13 protein-coding genes and 1 pseudogene are annotated in these 18357 nt (G+C 62.7%); 9 read left to right on the top strand and 5 right to left on the bottom strand.

Going from position 1 to position 18357, the window contains the following annotated elements; translation table 11 throughout:
• Positions 1-12 precede the first annotated feature (12 nt).
• The 6 genes and pseudogenes from DRF71_RS23495 (at position 13) to DRF71_RS29115 (ending at position 8063) form a co-directional block, all read left to right on the top strand.
• The gene (locus tag DRF71_RS23495; RefSeq protein WP_112312950.1) at positions 13-861 is read left to right on the top strand and encodes a PD-(D/E)XK nuclease domain-containing protein; all 849 of its coding nucleotides are present in this window, start codon (positions 13-15) and stop codon (positions 859-861) included.
• Positions 862-1913: 1052 nt separating this feature from the next.
• Positions 1914-4463, top strand: a pseudogene (locus tag DRF71_RS23490) (strawberry notch-like NTP hydrolase domain-containing protein); the annotation flags it as partial.
• Between the two features lie 150 nt (positions 4464-4613).
• Positions 4614-6146: a tyrosine-type recombinase/integrase gene (locus tag DRF71_RS23485; RefSeq protein WP_112312993.1), complete on the top strand. Its 1533-nt coding sequence runs from the start codon at positions 4614-4616 to the stop codon at positions 6144-6146.
• Positions 6143-7054, top strand: a complete 912-nt coding sequence (locus DRF71_RS23480; protein WP_112312949.1) for a tyrosine-type recombinase/integrase — start codon at positions 6143-6145, stop codon at positions 7052-7054. The genes DRF71_RS23485 and DRF71_RS23480 overlap by 4 nt, the downstream gene beginning before the upstream one ends.
• Entirely contained in the window at positions 7051-7665 is a 615-nt protein-coding gene (locus tag DRF71_RS29120; RefSeq protein WP_269814401.1) for a tyrosine-type recombinase/integrase, read from the top strand. The genes DRF71_RS23480 and DRF71_RS29120 overlap by 4 nt, the downstream gene beginning before the upstream one ends.
• Positions 7572-8063: a tyrosine-type recombinase/integrase gene (locus tag DRF71_RS29115; RefSeq protein ID WP_332872081.1), complete on the top strand. Its 492-nt coding sequence runs from the start codon at positions 7572-7574 to the stop codon at positions 8061-8063. Before DRF71_RS29120 ends, DRF71_RS29115 begins: the two co-directional genes overlap by 94 nt.
• A gap of 75 nt (positions 8064-8138) precedes the next feature.
• Here DRF71_RS29115 and DRF71_RS23470 read toward each other — a convergent pair whose 3' ends face one another.
• Positions 8139-8333, bottom strand: coding sequence for a nucleotide-binding protein (locus DRF71_RS23470; RefSeq protein ID WP_232831661.1), 195 nt, complete (start codon positions 8331-8333; stop codon positions 8139-8141).
• 437 nt (positions 8334-8770) lie between these two features.
• Between DRF71_RS23470 and mobC the strand changes: the two genes are divergently transcribed.
• From mobC to DRF71_RS23450, 3 genes are read left to right on the top strand one after another with little or no spacing between them, the layout of a single operon-like run.
• Positions 8771-9358, top strand: a complete 588-nt coding sequence (gene mobC, locus DRF71_RS23460; RefSeq protein ID WP_112312947.1) for a plasmid mobilization relaxosome protein MobC — start codon at positions 8771-8773, stop codon at positions 9356-9358.
• Positions 9345-11717: a relaxase/mobilization nuclease domain-containing protein gene (locus DRF71_RS23455; RefSeq protein ID WP_112312946.1), complete on the top strand. Its 2373-nt coding sequence runs from the start codon at positions 9345-9347 to the stop codon at positions 11715-11717. The genes mobC and DRF71_RS23455 overlap by 14 nt, the downstream gene beginning before the upstream one ends.
• Entirely contained in the window at positions 11710-13500 is a 1791-nt protein-coding gene (locus tag DRF71_RS23450) for a type IV secretory system conjugative DNA transfer family protein (protein WP_112312945.1), read from the top strand. The genes DRF71_RS23455 and DRF71_RS23450 overlap by 8 nt, the downstream gene beginning before the upstream one ends.
• A gap of 456 nt (positions 13501-13956) precedes the next feature.
• Here the strand turns inward: DRF71_RS23450 and chrA are convergent, their stop codons facing one another.
• The 4 genes from chrA to DRF71_RS23430 form a co-directional block, all read right to left on the bottom strand.
• Positions 13957-15321: a chromate efflux transporter gene (chrA, locus tag DRF71_RS23445; protein WP_112312944.1), complete on the bottom strand. Its 1365-nt coding sequence runs from the start codon at positions 15319-15321 to the stop codon at positions 13957-13959.
• Positions 15318-16166, bottom strand: coding sequence for a chromate resistance protein ChrB domain-containing protein (locus DRF71_RS23440; protein ID WP_112312943.1), 849 nt, complete (start codon positions 16164-16166; stop codon positions 15318-15320). Before DRF71_RS23440 ends, chrA begins: the two co-directional genes overlap by 4 nt.
• 551 nt (positions 16167-16717) lie before the next feature.
• Positions 16718-18031, bottom strand: a complete 1314-nt coding sequence (locus DRF71_RS23435; protein ID WP_112312942.1) for a TrbI/VirB10 family protein — start codon at positions 18029-18031, stop codon at positions 16718-16720.
• On the bottom strand, positions 18028-18357 hold a 330-nt coding region (locus DRF71_RS23430), incomplete at its 5' end, for a TrbG/VirB9 family P-type conjugative transfer protein (RefSeq protein WP_198672339.1). The genes DRF71_RS23430 and DRF71_RS23435, both read right to left, overlap by 4 nt.

The raw sequence follows: 18357 nt of genomic DNA, 5'->3' as shown, positions 1-18357 counted from the left end.
GAGAATACTTCAATGCAAGATATAGCTCACAAGGCTTTTTTCGCGGCGCAGGACATCCTGCGCGAGTGCAGATCTCAGTTGAACAGCATTGTTTCGATAGAAGATCTCGAAGATGGCGAGATGAAGGATCATTACCTCGAGAGCGAAGCACGAGCTCTAAGTTTGCTGTTGGAGAGGCTGTATCGGACGATACTGATAATCTATGAGACCCTTGATCTGAGATCCGGCGAGATCGTGTTTACATCCAAGTTTAATGATATGCGCCCAAACCTCGGTACGGTGACTTACTACGATGATGACCCCGACTTACCGGAAAGTCTAGCTTTGAATTTCTTGGCTGAACAGGTCCGAACCTTTAGCCCTCTATTTCATGCCACCAAAGTCGTCGACGCGCAGAGGCAAATTCTTTGGGCGATACTTGAGCAAACGAACGTTCTTGTTGAAAGTCTGGATATCAAGCCGACTAAAGAGCACGACATCCAGAAAGCATTAGAGAAGGTTTTTAAGGTCGCATTTCCCGACTCTATTTGTCACTATCCTAGCGCGTTGCAATCAAAAGTATATCGCCCGGACTTTGTTATTGAGTCCCTCGATATTGCGATTGAATTGAAGTTTGTTGCTAAGGAGGGCGATATTGGAAAAATTATCGGTTCACTCTATGAAGACATGCTTGCTTATGCGGATAATCCGTCTTGGAGTAAGGTTTATGGCGTCGTCTTTATGACAGGACCATTCCTGTCTCAAAGGAGGCTTGAAGCTGAACTCAAGAAGGTAAAGGCGCCGTCCAGTTGGAATGTCTGCGCTGTCGTTGGAAGCCCTGGACCGAAGGTGGCCACAGTGAAGAAAAAAGCAGTCGACTAGCTTCGGGTGCCGAGCGTCTTCCGGTCAACTGGTTCACCCCCTCGCCAGCGGCGCGACGTTCCAGAAAGTTAGCCGCCCTGAGCCGGGCTCGGAGAGGCGCAACTCGCAAGCCGTTCCGTTGTAGTGCGGATCCGCTGGGAAGGGCGTGCCTAGGGTGGCGCGATCGCTGAACTTGCGGTAGTGGATGCGAATCGTGGCCCCGCTGATTTCGCGCGGGGTGAGGTCGCAGCCGATCTGGACGACGTGGCGGCGGGCTCGCGGCCAAGCAGGAGCGAGGCCGCGGGTTAGGACCAGACACCGAACCCGGCCGCGCACCAGATCTCTTCGGGGTCGAAGGCGACCAGGCCTGCTGCGGGGCCTTGGCGAACAAACGGAAGCGTTTCACTGGGTTGATGAAGGTGAAGTTGCACGTCACTATTGCTGCGTCGAACGCGTATTGACGCTTTCGCAGACTTGCGGCAGCTGTCAAGCCGCGCCGCCGTTAGACAACTTTCCGCCAAGCGGATCATTTTAGTAGCGAGGCGCGCCTTGTACTGCCGCACCTGCAAACGGCAGCTTGGCCCCGCATCGCCGCCATATGCGCCGTGACTTCGCTGCGCTGCCAGTCGAATGAAGACTTCCGGGAATGCTGCCATGCAGCATTTTTCGAGGTCGACCGGCGGCTTTGGGCCGCCTCTTTCGTTGCGCGATTGTCGAGAAATGCCACTTCGCGGAGTATTCGAGCGCCGGTGAAGGGCTTGGTGCTATAAGATTGTTCCATTGAAGCGGTGGGTGGATTTTGGCGTCTCCCGGCATTGCCGGGACCGGGCTCAAGTCCTTGCGGACGGAAGCCAGCGTCGCCGTCTTCCCCTTCCGGGCTAAGATCCCTGACGCATGGCTCGCCTGAGGCGGGGCGAGCCGAGTGATGCGCCGCATCGCCTGCGCCGAGGCTGCAGGCCCGTCCGGCCCAACCTGAGAGGTCGAGAGGGGGCCGGAACGGGCAGGTTCCGGGCGGTTGAGAGAGAGCCCTGTCCGGTCCTGTCCCGCGCTCTGCTCTCCCGAGGATCTCCCCGATGAACGACCTGTCCCCCGCGACCACGGCGCAAGCGCCGGTCGCGCCCTCTCCTGTTCTGTCCGCCCCCTCCATTCTCGCCGCCGCGGGGGCGCTTCTTCCGCATCTCGAACGCGGCCAGCGCATCGACACGACGATGCTGCGCGGTGCCATGGAAACCGCATTCGGCGCCTCAGACGCTTCCGGCCTCTGGGATTGGAAAGACGCCTACGAGGCCTGCGAAGTCGCCACGATTCTGTTCCTGCGCAAATTCGGCCGCGCGCTGTTCCGCAAAGCGGCAGCGCCCGAGGCGCGTCTCGCGGCGCTGACGAAGATCGCGGGCCTGCTGCCGAGCCATACAAGGCGCTCCGAGGAGAGCCAGGCGCTGCAGCAGTTCAGCACGCCTCTTCCGCTCGGGATTGCGGCGGTTACCGCCGCGTCGATCTCGCCTTCGGACGTGGTGCTGGAACCCTCGGCCGGCACTGGCCTGATGGCCATCCTCGCCGACATCGCCGGCGGCAGCCTCGCTCTGAACGAACTGGCCGAGACCCGCGCGGATCTCCTTTCCACCCTCTTTCCGGCCCTGCCTGTGACCCGGTTCGACGCCGCCCAGATCCATGACCATCTCGATGCAGGGGTGGTGCCCTCGGTGGTGCTCATGAACCCGCCTTTCTCGGCGCTGCCCAATGTGATCACCCGCGTGGCCGATGCTGCTTTCCGCCATATCGCTTCCGCTCTGGCGCGGCTCGCCCCTGGTGGGCGGTTGGTGACGATTACCGGTGCGGGGTTCGGCCCCGAGGCACCGGCCTGGCGCGATGCCTTCATCCGGCTGCAAGAGAATGGCCGCGTGGTCTTCACCGCCGCCATTGATGGTGCTGTTTATGCAAAACACGGCACCACGTTCGACACCCGATTGACGGTGATCGACAAGATCCCCGCCGAGGATCCTTCCTCCTTCGCGGCCACTTCTGGCATCGCGTCCGATGTTGCGACACTGATGGGTTGGATCATCGCCCAGGTGCCGCCGCGCAACCCCTTCGATCTGCGGAACCCGCCGGCCCCGAAGGCCCCCGCCGTTGCACGCTCGGATCGCTCATATTTTGCACAGGTGAGTTCAACCCGGCCAGCACGCCCCGTACCGGTTCCTTCTGTTGCCGTCGAACTGGACTATGAAGCGGTGGACCGGACTCCGCCAGAAGCGGCACGACTCTCGGACGCGATCTATGAAGAATACGCTCTTCAGGTGATCCGGATTCCCGGCGCGGCACCGCATCCGACCAAACTCGTGCAATCCGCCGCCATGGCCTCGGTCGCGCCACCCCGTCCCTCATATCGGCCACTTCTGCCCGCCGACATTTGCGCCCGTCTCTCGGACGCGCAGCTCGAGACGGTGATCTATGCCGGCGAGGCGCATCGCGACCATCTCGCTGGCAACTGGACGCTCGACGAGACCATGGACAAAGTCAGCGCCGCCGCTGCAGATGCTTCCGGCGCTGTCCGCTTCCGGCGCGGCTTCATGCTGGGCGACGGGACGGGCGCAGGCAAAGGGCGGCAATCGGCGGGGATCATCCTCGACAACTGGCTGCGGGGCAGGCGCAAAGCGGTCTGGATCTCCAAATCCGACAAACTGATCGAAGATGCGCAACGCGACTGGTCGGTGCTCGGGCAAGAGAAGCTCCTGATCACCCCGCTTTCCCGCTTTGCGCAGGGTAAGGCAATCACGCTGTCGGAAGGCATCCTCTTCACCACCTATGCCACGCTGCGCTCGGACGACCGGGGCGAGAAGGTATCCCGGGTTCGCCAGATCGTGGACTGGCTCGGATCCGATTTCGACGGGGTAATCATCTTCGATGAAAGCCACGCCATGCAGAATGCCGCCGGTGGCAAGGGCGAGCGCGGCGACGTGGCCGCGTCGCAGCAGGGCAGGGCGGGCCTGCGCCTGCAACACGCGCTGCCAGATGCGCGTGTGGTCTATGTCTCCGCCACCGGGGCGACGACAGTGCACAACCTTGCCTATGCGCAACGCCTCGGCCTCTGGGGTGGCGAGGACTTCCAATTTGCGAGCCGGGCCGAGTTCGTCGAGGCGATCGAGGCCGGCGGCGTCGCGGCTATGGAGGTCCTGGCGCGCGATCTGCGTTCGCTCGGCCTCTATACCGCGCGGTCGCTCTCCTATGATGGGGTCGAATACGAGCTGATCGAGCACCAGCTGACCGAAGAACAGCGCCGGATCTACAATTCCTATGCCGGGGCTTTTGCGGTCATTCACAACAATCTCGATGCGGCGATGGAAGCCGCCAATATCACCGGATCGGATGGCACGCTGAACCGGCAGGCCAAATCGGCGGCCCGCTCAGCCTTTGAAAGCACCAAGCAGCGCTTCTTCGGCCATCTTCTGACCTCGATGAAGACGCCGACCCTGCTGCGCTCGATCACCGAGGATCTGGAAGCCGGCCATGCGGCCGTCATTCAGATCGTTTCGACCGGCGAGGCGCTGATGGAACGGCGGCTGGCAGAGATCCCCACCGAGGAGTGGAATGACCTCAACACGGACTTGTCGCCCCGTGAATATGTCTTATCCAGAACTCCGGATAAGACGTAATATGCCGCGTCCGCGTTATGCAGAGCGCGGTGCTTCATGTCGTTGATATGATGTTTCATTTCGGGATCTCTGCTTGGCATAATCATGATGCCTCTGCTCTCAACCGCAGAAGGACACCCCGACATGACCTCCCCCTCCAACTCTCACCCCGGCGGCGCGGCAGCCAACGGGGCTGTCGTCGACCAAGCACTCGTAAACGCCTATCTTGCGGACAATCCCAACTTGTCCGCTGGCGCTCTCAGTGCGGCACGGCATTTCCTGAAGTGGGCCGCCGACCGACGTGTCGCGATCAAGGATCTTGATGCTGCGGCGGTCGGTCGTTTTGCGCAGCACCGGTGTGGGTGCGGTCGCTATAGTGCTGCACAGTTGCAGGACCCGAGCTACATCACCGACGTCCGCAGATTTTTGCGGCATCTCGAAGGTGCCGGTCAGGTTGCTATTCCTGATGCGGTTGCCCGGCTCGGCCCGCATTTGGCCGGCTTTTCGGCAAACCTCGCGACCCAAGGCTACAGCAGGGTCACCTACAGCTCCCGCATCAGCCAGGCCCGGCATTTCGCCGAATGGGCCCTGCAAATGCGAGTTCCGAGAGAAGGCATCGATGGTGACCTGATCGAGCTGTTTGCCCAGCACGACTGCCAATGCGGGATCAAAACGAAGCGCGGCAAACGGGTCGCGGGGACCGGCATCAAGGATCGTCGCCGTGGTGCGCGCGCCTTCGTGGCTTTCCTCAGAGTAGAAGGATTGATCCCGGTGACGGTGGCCACTGAACCACCGGCCGATCCACGTCTCGCCGATTTTGCCACTTGGATGCGTCGGGAGCGCGGCGCCACGTCCGAGACGATCCGGCGCTATCAGCAAGAGTTGGGCCGCTGGCTGATGAAGCTTGGATCGGAACCGCAGGGGTTCACCGCAGCGGCCGTCCGCTCGATTGTTCTGGATCAGGGCGAGGATCGCTCTCGATCGTCAGTCCGCATGACGATAACAGTACTGCGCACATTCTTGCGCTTCATGATTGGCCAAGGACATTGTGCTCCGTCGCTGCTTCTTGCGGTGCCGTCAGGGGTGCGACGCAGGCTTTCCACCGTCCCAAAGACGATCCCGGCCTCGACCATCGAAGAGATCGTCGCGTCCTGCGGCACAGTCACAGCCGTTGAGGTGCGGGACCGCGCCATCATCCTGCTTCTCGCGCGGATGGCCCTGCGGGCTGGCGATATCTGGCAGCTCCGCCTCGCCGACATCGACTGGCGCGCGAGCAGGTTGCGATTGCACGGCAAGAGCCGACGCGGGGTGCTCATGCCTTTGCCGCAGGACGTTGGCGACGCGCTGCTCGCCTATATCGAGGACGCACGCCCGGTGGTTGCATCCGATCTGGTCTTCTTGCGCACCCAGGCCCCTTTCACGCCATTTCGTTCATCCGCTGAGATTGCCGGTATCGTCTCACGCGTCCTTTCCCGCAGCGGTTTCGTTGGCTTGCCAACCGGCTCGCATGTGTTTCGGCATTCGCTGGCCTCCGCATGGCTACGCGATGGGGCCGAACTCGATCAGATTGGGGCTGCTCTTCGCCACACGTCGCGCGACACCACGGCAATCTACGCCAAGGTCGATGTCGATATGCTGGGGGCGGTTGCCCAGCCTTGGCCGGGGTATTCAGCATGATTCACCGCCATGTTGACCGCTATATCAACCTGCATCGCGCCCTCGGAAAGGGGTTCAACAAACATGAGAAGTCCTTGCACGATTTCGCGGCCTTCGCCGCTGACCGGTCCGATGAGCGCGTCACCGCGTCACTGATCCTCGCGTGGGCGGGCAGCGCGGCCACGCCCAATTTAGCGCAAAACCGATATGATCAGGCCCGCGCCTTTGCGATGTTCCTGCATGCAGAGGACGTGCAGCACGAGGTTCCAGTCGCAGGATTGTTCGGACGGTCAAGGCGCCGCCGACCCGCTCCCCACATCCTGTCGCAGAACCAGATCAATGGCATCCTGACGGAGGCGCTACTGGTTCCGGGACTGTCCCCGATCAGCCCGCAAACCTATCACACGCTGTTCGGATTGCTGGCCTCGACAGGTCTGCGCATCTCGGAAGCATTGTCCCTGCGTTGCGACGACCTGACGGAAGATGGCCTGATGATCCGCAAGGGCAAATTTGGCAAGAGCCGCCTCGTCCCTCTTCACGCCTCGACCCGTGCAGCGTTGGAGCGCTATATCGATCAGCGGCGCATCGTCCGTGATGCCGGTCATGATCTTTTCGTGCTCGGTCATGGTCACGCGCCGACAGCGACGAGAGCACATGTGGTCTTCGTACGGATCGTGCGCAAGCTCGGTTACCGCAATCCGACTGGTCCCGGCCCCCGGCTACACGATTTGCGCCATACCTTCGCGGTTCGGTCCCTGGAGTCCTGCGGGAATGATCTGCAGTCAGTCCTGCGGCACATGAGGGCCCTGAGCACCTATCTCGGCCATGTCGATATCGCCAATACCTATTGGTATCTCGAAGCCACCCCCGTCTTGTTGCAAATGATCGCGGCAAGGGCGGAAGAGGCGTGGATCGGGGGTGCAGCATGATCCCGCTCGCGCCGGACCTGTCGGCTTTCCTGCAGAAGCACCTACCCGATGAGCGTGGAGCCAGCCAACATACCATCGCCGCTTATGCCCACGCGTTCACCCTGCTGCTGCGGTTTGCGGCTGCGCACTATAAACGGCAGCCATCAGACCTTGCGATTGAGGATCTCGATGTCAGGCTGATCAGGGCCTTCCTCGAGCATATCGAAGAAGGACGCGCCAATACTGTTCGATCCCGTAATGCGAGACTGGCTGCGATCAAAGCGTTTTTCCGCTTCCTTGAGCCAAGGCGCCCAGCCTGCCTCGAACAAGCGATGATGGTCAGGGCGCTGCCCGTCAAACGCACAGATGTAAAACTGATCGACTACCTGACGAAGGACGAGGTGCGCGCCCTACTTGCAGCCCCAGACAACAGAACTCCTGCTGGGCAGCGCGATCGGGCGATGCTTCACCTGGCCTATGCCGCAGGTTTGCGAGCGTCTGAACTTCTCGCAGTTCGGATGGACGATTTCCCAAGGGGATCGTTCGCCAGCATCCGTGTGCTCGGGAAAGGCCGTCGGGAACGGGTGCTGCCGCTCTGGAGGAGACGCAAGCAGCCATTCGGGCTTGGCTAGCCGTTCGTCCCGACGATGTCGGGCCGGAACTATTCCTGAATCGCGATGGCGGTCCGATGTCGCGTGATGGTTTTGCCTACCGGCTCCGTCAACATGTTGCTGCAGCAGAACGCGCTACCCCTTCGATTGCCGACAAGCACGTGACCCCGCATGTGCTGCGGCACAGTTGCGCCATGCACACGCTTCAGGCCACGGGCGATGTCCGCAAGGTCGCTCTTTGGCTGGGTCATGCCAGCCTCCAGACGACCGAGATGTACTTGCGCGCGGACCCGACCGAGAAGTTGGCCCTTCTCGAAGCGCATCATGCCCCGCTGATCAAGCCTGGCAAGTTTCGGCCGCCGTCGGACAAGCTGATGGCAATCCTTGCGGCCGCGACGAGTACGAAGACCTGGCAATGACCATCGCACCGTCCTGAGATCTTGCCAGCCCACATACCAGCTGCGTTGCTGCGTCCCGCACAGTGTGGGGCGCTGCTATTCCATCACATACCCGGCACCCTCGGCCCGTTCATACCAGGCACCGAGTGCATCGGTCCCGTCGGTGTCCATGAGGGTGACCCGGCGACCGGCGGCGATAGCGGCGCTGATCAGGGCGCGGCTCAGCGTGGTTTTGCCCGACCCGCCTTTGCGGGCCATCGCGGCGATTACGCGCAAGGAGTCGTTAGGCATGTCATACCTGCAATAATGGTTACTCGTAAACATAAGCACCTTACTGTCGTAGGGCGCTGACCGGGATGCGTCAAGCGGGACGCAAGGCGCAGATCGCAGGAAGCGGCAAGCATTATGCGGCTTCCAGAGGACGTGGCGCAGGCAACGTGATGCAGATCCCATTCCCCTTCCGGCACTTCCCAATCCGCAGGATGCAGGACGCAAAGAGCGCGATGCAGGTGCCAGAAGACATGCTCCAGAGCGCAGATAACGGGAGGCATTTCGCATGGGACGGGATGCAAATCGCAAGGCGCGTGATGCATTCCGCAGACAACGGGAAACCGCCCCTTTGGGTCGGTTTTTCATAATGAGTACAAGCCCGTAGGCCCGACTCCGCTTGTGCTGGGAATCGGCGGGCTTGTACGATCTTGGCAAGAAATAGGAGCGTTAACTTTAATATGGCCAGGTCCCGCCGATTGACCGCCGAAGAGCGTCTCAGCATTGCGCGTGAGCGGGCTGAGGGTGTGTCGGCGGCCGAACTGGCGGATCGCCATGGCATCAGTCTGATGTCGGTCTACAACGCTGTGAGTTATGCTCAGGGCCGCCGGGTCTCGAACGGCAGTCGGCCTCAGGTCGTCGGATTGAGGCTCAGTGCGGCGGAGCTGCGCCGGTTTGATGCTGCGCTCTCGGCGCGAGGGATCGCGCATCGTTCCGATGCGCTGCGCGCTCTGGTCCTCTCCGCCAGTGACCTGCTAACGCCTGATCAGCAGATGACAGAGGAACTGCGCGGCCTTGGCGCGGCGCTGAACCGGGTCGGCAACAACATCAACCAGATCGCCCGGCGCCTGAACGAAGGGCGGGTCAGGGGCGAGCAGGCGGTTCTGACAGGACGGGAGAAGGCCGAGATCCGCGCTTTGGCCGGGCTGGTCTTCACCATCGCCGACCAGGTCCAGGAGATGAGCCGCAACCGGCGGGCCGCCCTCAAACTGGAGGTGGATAAGGCGCTGGCGCCCCTGATCCGGGAGGCTCGTGATGGCGCGCGCTGATGCCGTGAGGGCGGTCAACCCGGCGCTTTTTGATCGTGGCTGGAGCAAGGTTTTGGGTTCGGCTTCCGGGGGTCTTGGCAAACGGGCGCAGATGGTACGGGCGGCCCGCGGTCATTCCCCAGCAATCTTCAAGGCGATCCGGCAAGGCGGGTGTCATACCGGGGCGCAACTTCGTGCCCAGCTGTCGTATCTCACCACCAAGTCGAGCTTCATTCTCGATTCCCGTGGCACGCATGACGGCAAGAAGCTGCTCTCGCCGGGTGAGATCGAGCGGGTGGCACGGCGCTTCGAGAACCAGTGGAATGAACGGCATGCGCCAAAGCTTGGCCATACCGCGCACCTGTTGATGGCCTTCCCCATCGGCACCCGTTCCACAGAGGCGCAGGAAATCACCCGCGAGATCTGCGAGCGTTTCTTCGAAGGGAACGGCGCGCAGTTCGATTACATCGCGGCGATCCACGAGGACCGTGCCCATCCCCATGCCCATATCGTGCTGAACCGCCGCAGCAAGGACGGCGAGATGTTCTTCCTCGGGAAGGATCATCATTTCAACTACGACGCCTTCCGCGAAGCCATGGTCGAGGCGGCCGAGCGCCACGGGCTGCGGCTCGAGGCCACGCGGCGGTTGGACCGGGGTGTGCTGACCCGTGCCGCCAGCGACGTCGAGATCCGCAAAGCCATGGAAGAGGGCAGGGCGCCGGTCGAGCGCCAGCGCACCGGGGCCGACTTTGACCACGCCATTGCCGAGGTGGCGCGCAATGCCGCGATCTATCGCGGTCTCGCTGCCGAGGCCTCGCGTTCGAACTTCCACGATGTTGCTCAAGCCCTGTCCCGGGCCGGGGATGTGCTTGCCCGGGGTGATCGTATCCAGTCAGACGGAGTGTTGTATATGAGTGATGACGTTCATGATTTTGACCAACTGATCGATCGGTTCTCGCAGAACATCCGCCAGATCGAAGGGCTGATCGAACGCGCTCCTGCGTCCGAGCGCCCGGTGATCGAGCGCAAATTGACCGATGTGCTGCGCGAGGTCTCGCATCTGCAGCCCTTGGGCGACCGCTCCGACACATTGCATGAACCCGCGTCCCGGGACGGGATCTATGCTGCGCCGAACCTGGTCGAGGCCCACAGGGAGCAGCTCGAAGATCCAGGTCTTAAAGCCCGTGTCACCGAAGCGGTGCAGGGGACCGGAATCGATAGCGATGCCGTTCTGGCCCGGTTGCGCGAGGGTGCGGGCAATGCGGCGCTGGAGCAGCAATGGCTCGCGCAGGATCTACGCGCCATCGCAAAGGAAGAGCAGCTTGATCTGCGCGACACCGCGCAGCGTGATCAGGCGATGGACCGGCTTGAGGCGGTTCATGGCAAGCTGGGCGATGTGCTGACCGAGGTCCGCGTCCTGCGGGTTGTGGAGGATGTGGAGAGGGAAGGGCCGGAAGGGGATGAGGGGGCGCGGCTGTCGGAGACCTCCGCCCACAGGGTTTCGGCTGATAACGAAACCCTGCGCAGCGAGCCGGACATCTTCAGTCCCACTGAGCGTCAGGAGTTCCGGGCGCTGGTCAAACAGTTCCAGCGGACTGATTTCAGCTATTCCTATTCCGATGACCCGCGGGCGCGGCGTGATGGCGAGAAGCAGGTGGCCGAGGCGAAAGAGGCCTTCGACCGCTTTGCCGAACGCTCGCCCCAGTATGCCGAAATTGCCACCATGGCCTGGGAAGAGGCCACCGACGTCATTCAGCCCCCCGCCACTGGTGTCCGGGCTGCACATCGAACCCTTCATGCCGGAGACATGGATCTCGCCCAGCGTGATCCGTCGATCCGCCTCGGCCCGATCACGGAGGAGGTCCGTGAGATGGCGCTCTTGCGGGCCGAGACCCCACAAGAGCAGATCCGCGATGCCGTCAGCCGGGAGATCAACCAGCTCCATGCCGCAGGCGCCTCCCGCGAGCGGATCATCGAGAGGCTGGCCGAAGTTGAGGACGACACCCGTCAGGCCCACGCGGAACGCCGCAATCTGGATGCGACAGCGCCCCAACTGGCCTCCGCCTTGCGACAGGCCGCCGACGGCAAGGTCGATCTGGCCTCGGATGCGGCGCGACACCGCTTCGTCGAGCAGGTCAATGATCGCCTGACCCCAACCGAAATCGATGATCTGCACCGCGGCGATGCGAAGGTGCTGGACCGGATAACCCCCAATGCGCTCGAACAACTGCAGCTGGCACGGGCCTATCTCGAGGCCAGGGATGTCCATGCCAATGATCCGGCAATGGACCGGGTGCTCGAGCGGATCGTGGAACAGCGCCACGGCGAGGATCTGAGACATTCCCTCTCCCATGGCGAGAAGGGGATCACCCATGGATAAGGGTCGCATGCTGTTGGGCGCAGTGGTTCTGACCTTCCTCGGGCTTGCCATCGGCTATGTGCTGGCGACGATCTATTTCGCCGTCCAATTTGGATACTCGACCACCAGTTTCGATCTGACCCTGCTGGCGCGGAACTGGCTGGGGCTGAGAACGTCGGCTCCGCAGGATTTCCTCTGGGTGAACGGCATCATCCTTGGGACGGGTCTCGCGGCCCTTCTGCTGACGGCAACCATGCTCGGCGATGCGCTGACCCGCTTCGGCACCACCCATTGGCAGAGCCGGGCCGAGATGAAACGGAACGGCTTTTTCGCCGGGACGGGGGCAGGGTTCCTGCTCGGCAAGATGGGGTCTCCGAAGTCGAAGAAGCCTTTCATCGTCTCGCGCACCTTTCCGCATGCCCTGGTCGTGGCCCCGACAGGCCGGGGCAAGGGTGTTGGCTTCGTAATCCCGAACCTCCTGACCTATCGTGGCTCGGCCGTGGTTCTCGACGTCAAGGGCGAGAACTTCCGTGAGACATCGCGGTTCAGGGCCTCCACCGGCGACAAGGTGTTCCGCTTCGCGCCCACGGATTGGGAGCGGCCAACGCATCGCTACAACCCGCTGGCCCGGATCGCTGCCCTGAAGAATCCCGATCGCCAGCAGATGGAGCTGAAGCTGACCGCCAAGCTGTTCCTGCAGACCGACAACGAAAAGCTCAGCGGTCTGCTCGCTGGCGGAATCGATCTCTTCGTGGCAGCCGGACTTCTGGCCTTCGAACGCGGTAACCCGACCATCGGAGAGATCTACCGCATCACCGCCTCGGGCGGGAACAAGCAGCTGGAGTTCCTGAAGCGGGCGGAGGAGGTGAAGAACCTCTCGGCCAAGCTAATCTTTGAGCGGATGGCCTCGACCAATAACGACACGCTGACCTCCTACCTCTCGCTCCTGATGACCTCCGGCCTCGACACCTGGGACAACCGGGCGATTGACGCCGCCACAGCGACATCGGATTTTTCTTTCCGGGACATCCGCCGGCAGCCGCATGCGATTTATCTGGTGGTGGAATCTGAGATGGTTGGGCCGCTGGCACCATTGATCCGGCTGTTCTTCTCGGATCTGATCGCCTCGCTGCAGGCCGCTGAACCCGGAAAGGATGAGCCCTGGCCGGTGATGATCATGCTTGATGAGTTTGATCGGCTCGGAAAGATGCCGATTGTGGCGGAAAGCATCAAGACGCTGCGCTCCTATGGCGGCAACCTGGCCATCGTCACCCAGACCATTCCCGCGCTGGACGAGATCTATGGCGAGAATACCCGCCGCTCGCTGCAAGGTGGGGCAGGGGTAAAACTCTATCTGACGCCTTCAGACCAGAAGACCATTGAGGAACTGAGCCAAGCCGTTGGCAAGACCACGAAGCGGGTGGTCACCCGGTCCCGCTCGGTCGGACGTAACCCTTTCGAGGGGCGGAGCGTAACTGAGCGGACGGAAGAAACACCGCTCCTCAACGAGGATGAGGCGCGGCGGCTGGATCTGGACGAGGTGATCATCGTCGTCGATGCCCAGATGCCGATCAGGGCGCGGCGTATCAAATACTATGAGGATCCTGCCCTGAAGGTGATCCATACCGGGCAGAAGGGCGATCATCCCTACCCGGATGCCGAAAAGCGGCAATACGATGCACGGTTGAACGAGGCGGAGGCGGCAGTTGCGAAATTGGCGCAGCAGTTGCAGGCCGTGCAGCAAGGTGGGGCGCGAGGGCAGGGAGGAGAAGCCTCCCCCGAGCCGAAGCTAGCGTTGCGTTGAAGCCGGACGCGACACCCGGCCTCGAAACCACCTCTTCCGCCAAATCTGCCTAGGAGAAAGCGCCGCACACCGCCCCTTCGGGCGCGCTGCGGCATCGCCACGACGACCCAAACAACAAAGGAGGCCAAAAGGCAGCCAAGCCATGAAGTGCAATCAACTGGTCGATGCGGGCCGACGCCATTTCCTGCGAGGTGCCCATTTTGTTCCGGCAATTTCATGTTTCGGTTTGCGGCACATCCTACCCGGGGGATGCATGAGGTCCATCCTGCAGTCTCTTGCCCTCAGATTCCCGCGCAACTCTTGCGTAACCGTAGCTTCATGGGCCGAGGTTTCGCCCATGAAATGCCCGCCATTTGTCAGAGCACTGGGACAGGGATGATGGCGAAAAGCAGAAATCGCCCCGCCACCACGACAAGATGAGTATCGTTTTACTCTCAGGGATCACGGTGCATCTGATCAGATCAGGCCGACAAGGTGCAACGCCATCCCGGCAAACGCGGCACCTGCAAGCACCTGGACCATGCCAATCTTTAGCCGGAACACCGCGATCAGTGCCAGAGCCGACAGGGCCGCCGCCATCCAGTCGATCGAGCCCATAACCGGCAGCTGAAGCGATACCGGCCCCGCCTGAACATCCGCCACCTGCCGCCAAATGACGTGAATGGCGAACCACAGCGCCAGGTTCAGGATCACCCCTACCACCGCCGCAGTGACGGCTGACAGCGCGGCAGACAAAGCGCGGTTCGCCCGCACCCCCTCCATGAAGGGTGCTCCGAGGAAGATCCAGGCAAAGCAAGGCGCAAACGTCACCCAGGTGGCGACCAGCCCGCCCACGGTGCCCGCTAGCAGCGGGGCCGCCCAGCCCGCCTCGCGCATCGCGCCCATGAAGCCCACGAATTGTAGCACCATAATCAGCGGGCCGGGCGTGGTTTCGGCCATACCCAACCCGTCGAGCATCTCACCGGGTTCGAGCCAGCCATAGGTTCCGACCGCCTCCTGCGCGACCCAGGCCAAGACCGCATAGGCCCCGCCAAAGGTCAGCAACGCCAGTTTTGAGAAATAGGTGGCGATGTCGGTGAAGACACTGCCGGGGGCGAGCATAACCAGCACCCCCACCGGCACCAGCCATAGCGCGATCATGGCCAGACCGGCGCGCAACGCCCCCGCCCGGGCGGCGGGCGGCAGCAAGACCTCTTCGCCCAGCAAGGTTTCAGCATCGGCGACATGCGCCTTGCCCGCCGCACCATGCTCCCCACCGCCGACAAAGGCTGCAAGTCCCGCTTTTGCACCCGCCCAGCCGATCATGGCCGCCACCGCCACGATCAGCGGGAAGGGCGCGCCAAAGGCGAAGATGGCGATGAAGGACGCCGCCGCGATCCCCCGCATCGCGTTGTTCTTCAGCGCTCGACGCCCCACCCGCACCACGGCCTGCAAGACGATGGCCAGCACCGCCGCCTTCAGCCCAAAGAACAGCGCCACGACAAAGCCCACCTCGCCCCAGACCGCATAGATCCAGCTCAGCCCCATGATGGCCAGCATCCCGGGCAGGATGAACAGCCCGCCCGCGATCAGCGCGCCCCGGACCCCATGCATCAGCCAGCCAATATAGGTGGCGAGCTGCTGCGCCTCGGGGCCGGGCAGCAACATGCAGAAATTCAGCGCGTGCAGGAAACGGCCATCGCCCAGCCATTTCTTCTCCTCGACCAGAACACGGTGCATGACTGCGATCTGGCCCGCAGGGCCGCCGAACGAGAGGGCCGCGATGCGCGCCCAGACTCTGGCGGCTTCGCCAATGGTCGGAAAACCGGATGTGGGCGTCATTTCGCTGACTTTCCATGGCTTTGCCAGGTGTGGGTTTCCCCGGTAGCGTCGCGGCACCAGCGGTAGAAGGCGTCATACAGCGCCATCCCCGCCTCCAGCTGCTCCAGATCAGCGACATGCATCCGCGAAAGGCCAAGCGAGGCGGCAATAAGACCGGCGCATTCTGGTGCCAGATCTGGGCGCGCCGTGTCGGCCCCCCGCACGATCGTAGCCAGCCGGTCCAGTGCCGGGATCGACAGGTCAAATTCCGCAATCAGTGTATCGAAGGTGCAGGTCTCGCCGCGATGGCTCCAGAACACGCCGTCGATGTCATAAGGGGCGGCCCCGAAGGTCTCGGCCACTGCCTGAACCTCGGAGGGCGTAACATAGAGAAACACCGCGCGGGGGTCGATGAAGCGGCGGATCAGCCAGGGGCAGGCGATGCGATCAATCTTGGGGCGGGAACGGGTCACCCAGAGACTGCGGCCCGCTCCGTCCGGGCGGGGCAGCTTCGCCGGATCAAAGGTCGGCAGCCCGCCCGCAACCCAGGCGGCATGGCCGCCTTCCAGATATTCGGCGGCCAACCCCTCATAGCGTAGCCAGGCCGCGACACCCTGGCTGCGACCGTGCCCTTCAGCACAGACGACCAGAACCGGTCGACCGGGCGCTTCGCCCCTCAGTTCCCGCGCGAGGTGGGACAGCGCCTCGCGCACAAGCCCGGTTTCGGGCACGGCACGCGCGGTGGCGATCAATCGCGGGTCCGCGTTGCGCAGGGCATCACGGCGCACATCCAGCACGACAGGCGCCTTTGGCGTGCCGATTAGTTTAGACAGTTTTTCGCAGGTCATCGCATCAGGCGCAGGCATGTGCGTTCCCTCCTTGGGTTCAATGGAACGGGATTGGAACGCGAGTTTCAGCTGACGCCTCGTGGGGAGCTCGCGGATCCCCATATGGCGAACATGGCCTTATCACGCAGCAAGATGTCAAGATGGACGCCGTTCGATCTCTTGGACCTGTGATCCGGCAGGACTGCCGGAACGCCCCTTTTTTGATGATCTTGGTTCTGCAGAAATCTGGCTTTGGCTTGGGGCTTCTGAGCGGTGAGATCGCAGTTGATCCTTTTCCTTCGAAGACCGAGCGGGCCGTGCTGGCTCCAGACCTTTGTTGCCCGGCCAATGCGGCAGGCCAACGGATGCCGCACTCATCGCCCGGCATCGAGGCCCGTGTTGACGCTCTGACGGCCTTGAGGACACCTGGCGCCATCTGTCAGAGCTCGGCACGTCAGCGACTGGTCCAAAGCCCGGAAAAAGCTGCAGACGGGTCCGTCAGACGCTGAACCTAATTTAGAGCCCTGCCGAAGCGCGGAAGCACACGAACCCCAGCCGTGCCAGCGAGGCTTCGAGATAGCTTGCCGCCATCAGAGGATCTCCAGATCGCGGTCGACCATCACGGTGATGCGCGTTCCCTGCGGCACGCGGATCACCGGCCTGATCGAGAGATAGTCCTGCATCACACTGCGGCTGGCATCGCGAAGGTCCGTGGCCACATCGCTTGCCGCATCCGAGGTCGTGTCGTCATCGATGCTCGCGGCGGCCGCTGCTGGGACCGCGCCGATCAGGGAAATGAGTGCGGCCGAGCCAAACCGGGTGCCGAAGCGGCTGTCGACATCGCCGGTGACACCAGACCGGCCGAGCTCATCGCCCCCGAAAGCGCTGATCTGAACCGTCTGGTTGTCGGGAAGGATGATCCGATCCCAGCCGACCATCACACGGGATTGCGCGAGCGAGACCTCAGAGCGGTAGCGCCCGATCAACTGGGCACCGCGCGGGATCAGGATGCGGGTGCCGTCAAAGGAATGTACATCTTCTGAGACGACCGCCCGGATCACGCCGGGCAGGGTGCTGTCCATGGCGGATTCCAGCACGGCCTGGATCATTGTGCCCTGCACCACGGTATGACCGGGGTTCACGATGATCTCGGCGCGGGTCATGGGCGCCACCGCCGCGCCGCCCCTCACAAAAGCCTCGTCGGCGCTCAACCGGGCGGCTTCGACCTCGGATTCTCCATTCACTCCCCCACCCACGCCGGACCAAGCCAGCATGGGGGAGGTAATGCGGGCCTCGCGCGCGGCGGCCTCGGCGGCCCGCCGGCGTTCGAGTTCGGCAAGCCTTGCATCGTCTTCGCCGATGCCGGGCGCTTCAAGCCGAGCGATCTCAAGATCCATGCGAATGCGCTCCAACTCGCGGTCCCGCTCGACAAGCTGGCGCTCAAGAGCGCTGCGGGCTTCTGCGTTCGACGCGTCCATAGCCGCCAGCTGTGCTGTCAGATCCGCGATTGCCGCCTGCGCTGCTGGATCGCCGGTCTCGACGGGCCGCGCGCGCAACTCGGCCAGTTCGGCTTGCAGATTGGCGAGGGTTTCTCGCAACTCGAGTTCTGCGGCGCTTGGCCCTTCAGGAACCGGCGCGGGTGCCGGAGCAGGTTCTGGAAGCGGGGTCGCGGGGAATTCGCCGAAGCCCGACCCTGCGCTCTGGAACTCTTCAGCAGCGGCCGTTGGCAAGCTGGGCTCGGGCTTTGGCTGCAGCAACATCCAACCCAATCCACCAATCATCAGGATGGCGGCGCTGCCGAACAAAGCCGCAAAGAGAGAGGGACGTGCGGGCGCTTTACGCTTTCCCGTCGAGGCCTCTATGGCTTTGAGGCGAGCGGAAAGATCGTCAGGATCACTGCTCATGACGATGCTGCGCCCTCAGCGCCCGACATGTCCTGGATGCAGATTACCTCCTCGCCAAGGCGCAGCACCCACTGGCGGTGCACCCCGGAAACCCGGATCACGCCTTCTTCCTGCACGACCGAATTCACAGTTCGCTCCCGGCCCCCGGTCCAACGGAAGATTGCGGGCATCGGCGCGTTCCGCGGGAAGCGGAAATAGGTGAAGGTGCCATCGTCCCAAACGGCGGTCGGAGTGAACTCGGTCTGGCTGCTCACGGCATAATTGCTGTTCGGCGCACCGGCAGCGACAGCATTGACCGCGGGTGTGGCGGCATCCGGATAGCGGAA

Origin of the sequence: Pseudogemmobacter bohemicus (genome assembly GCF_003290025.1) — a bacterium.
Taxonomy (GTDB): domain Bacteria; phylum Pseudomonadota; class Alphaproteobacteria; order Rhodobacterales; family Rhodobacteraceae; genus Pseudogemmobacter; species Pseudogemmobacter bohemicus.
The sequence above is the reverse complement of the archived record's forward strand: the minus strand, read 5'-3'. Positions and strand labels throughout refer to the sequence as shown.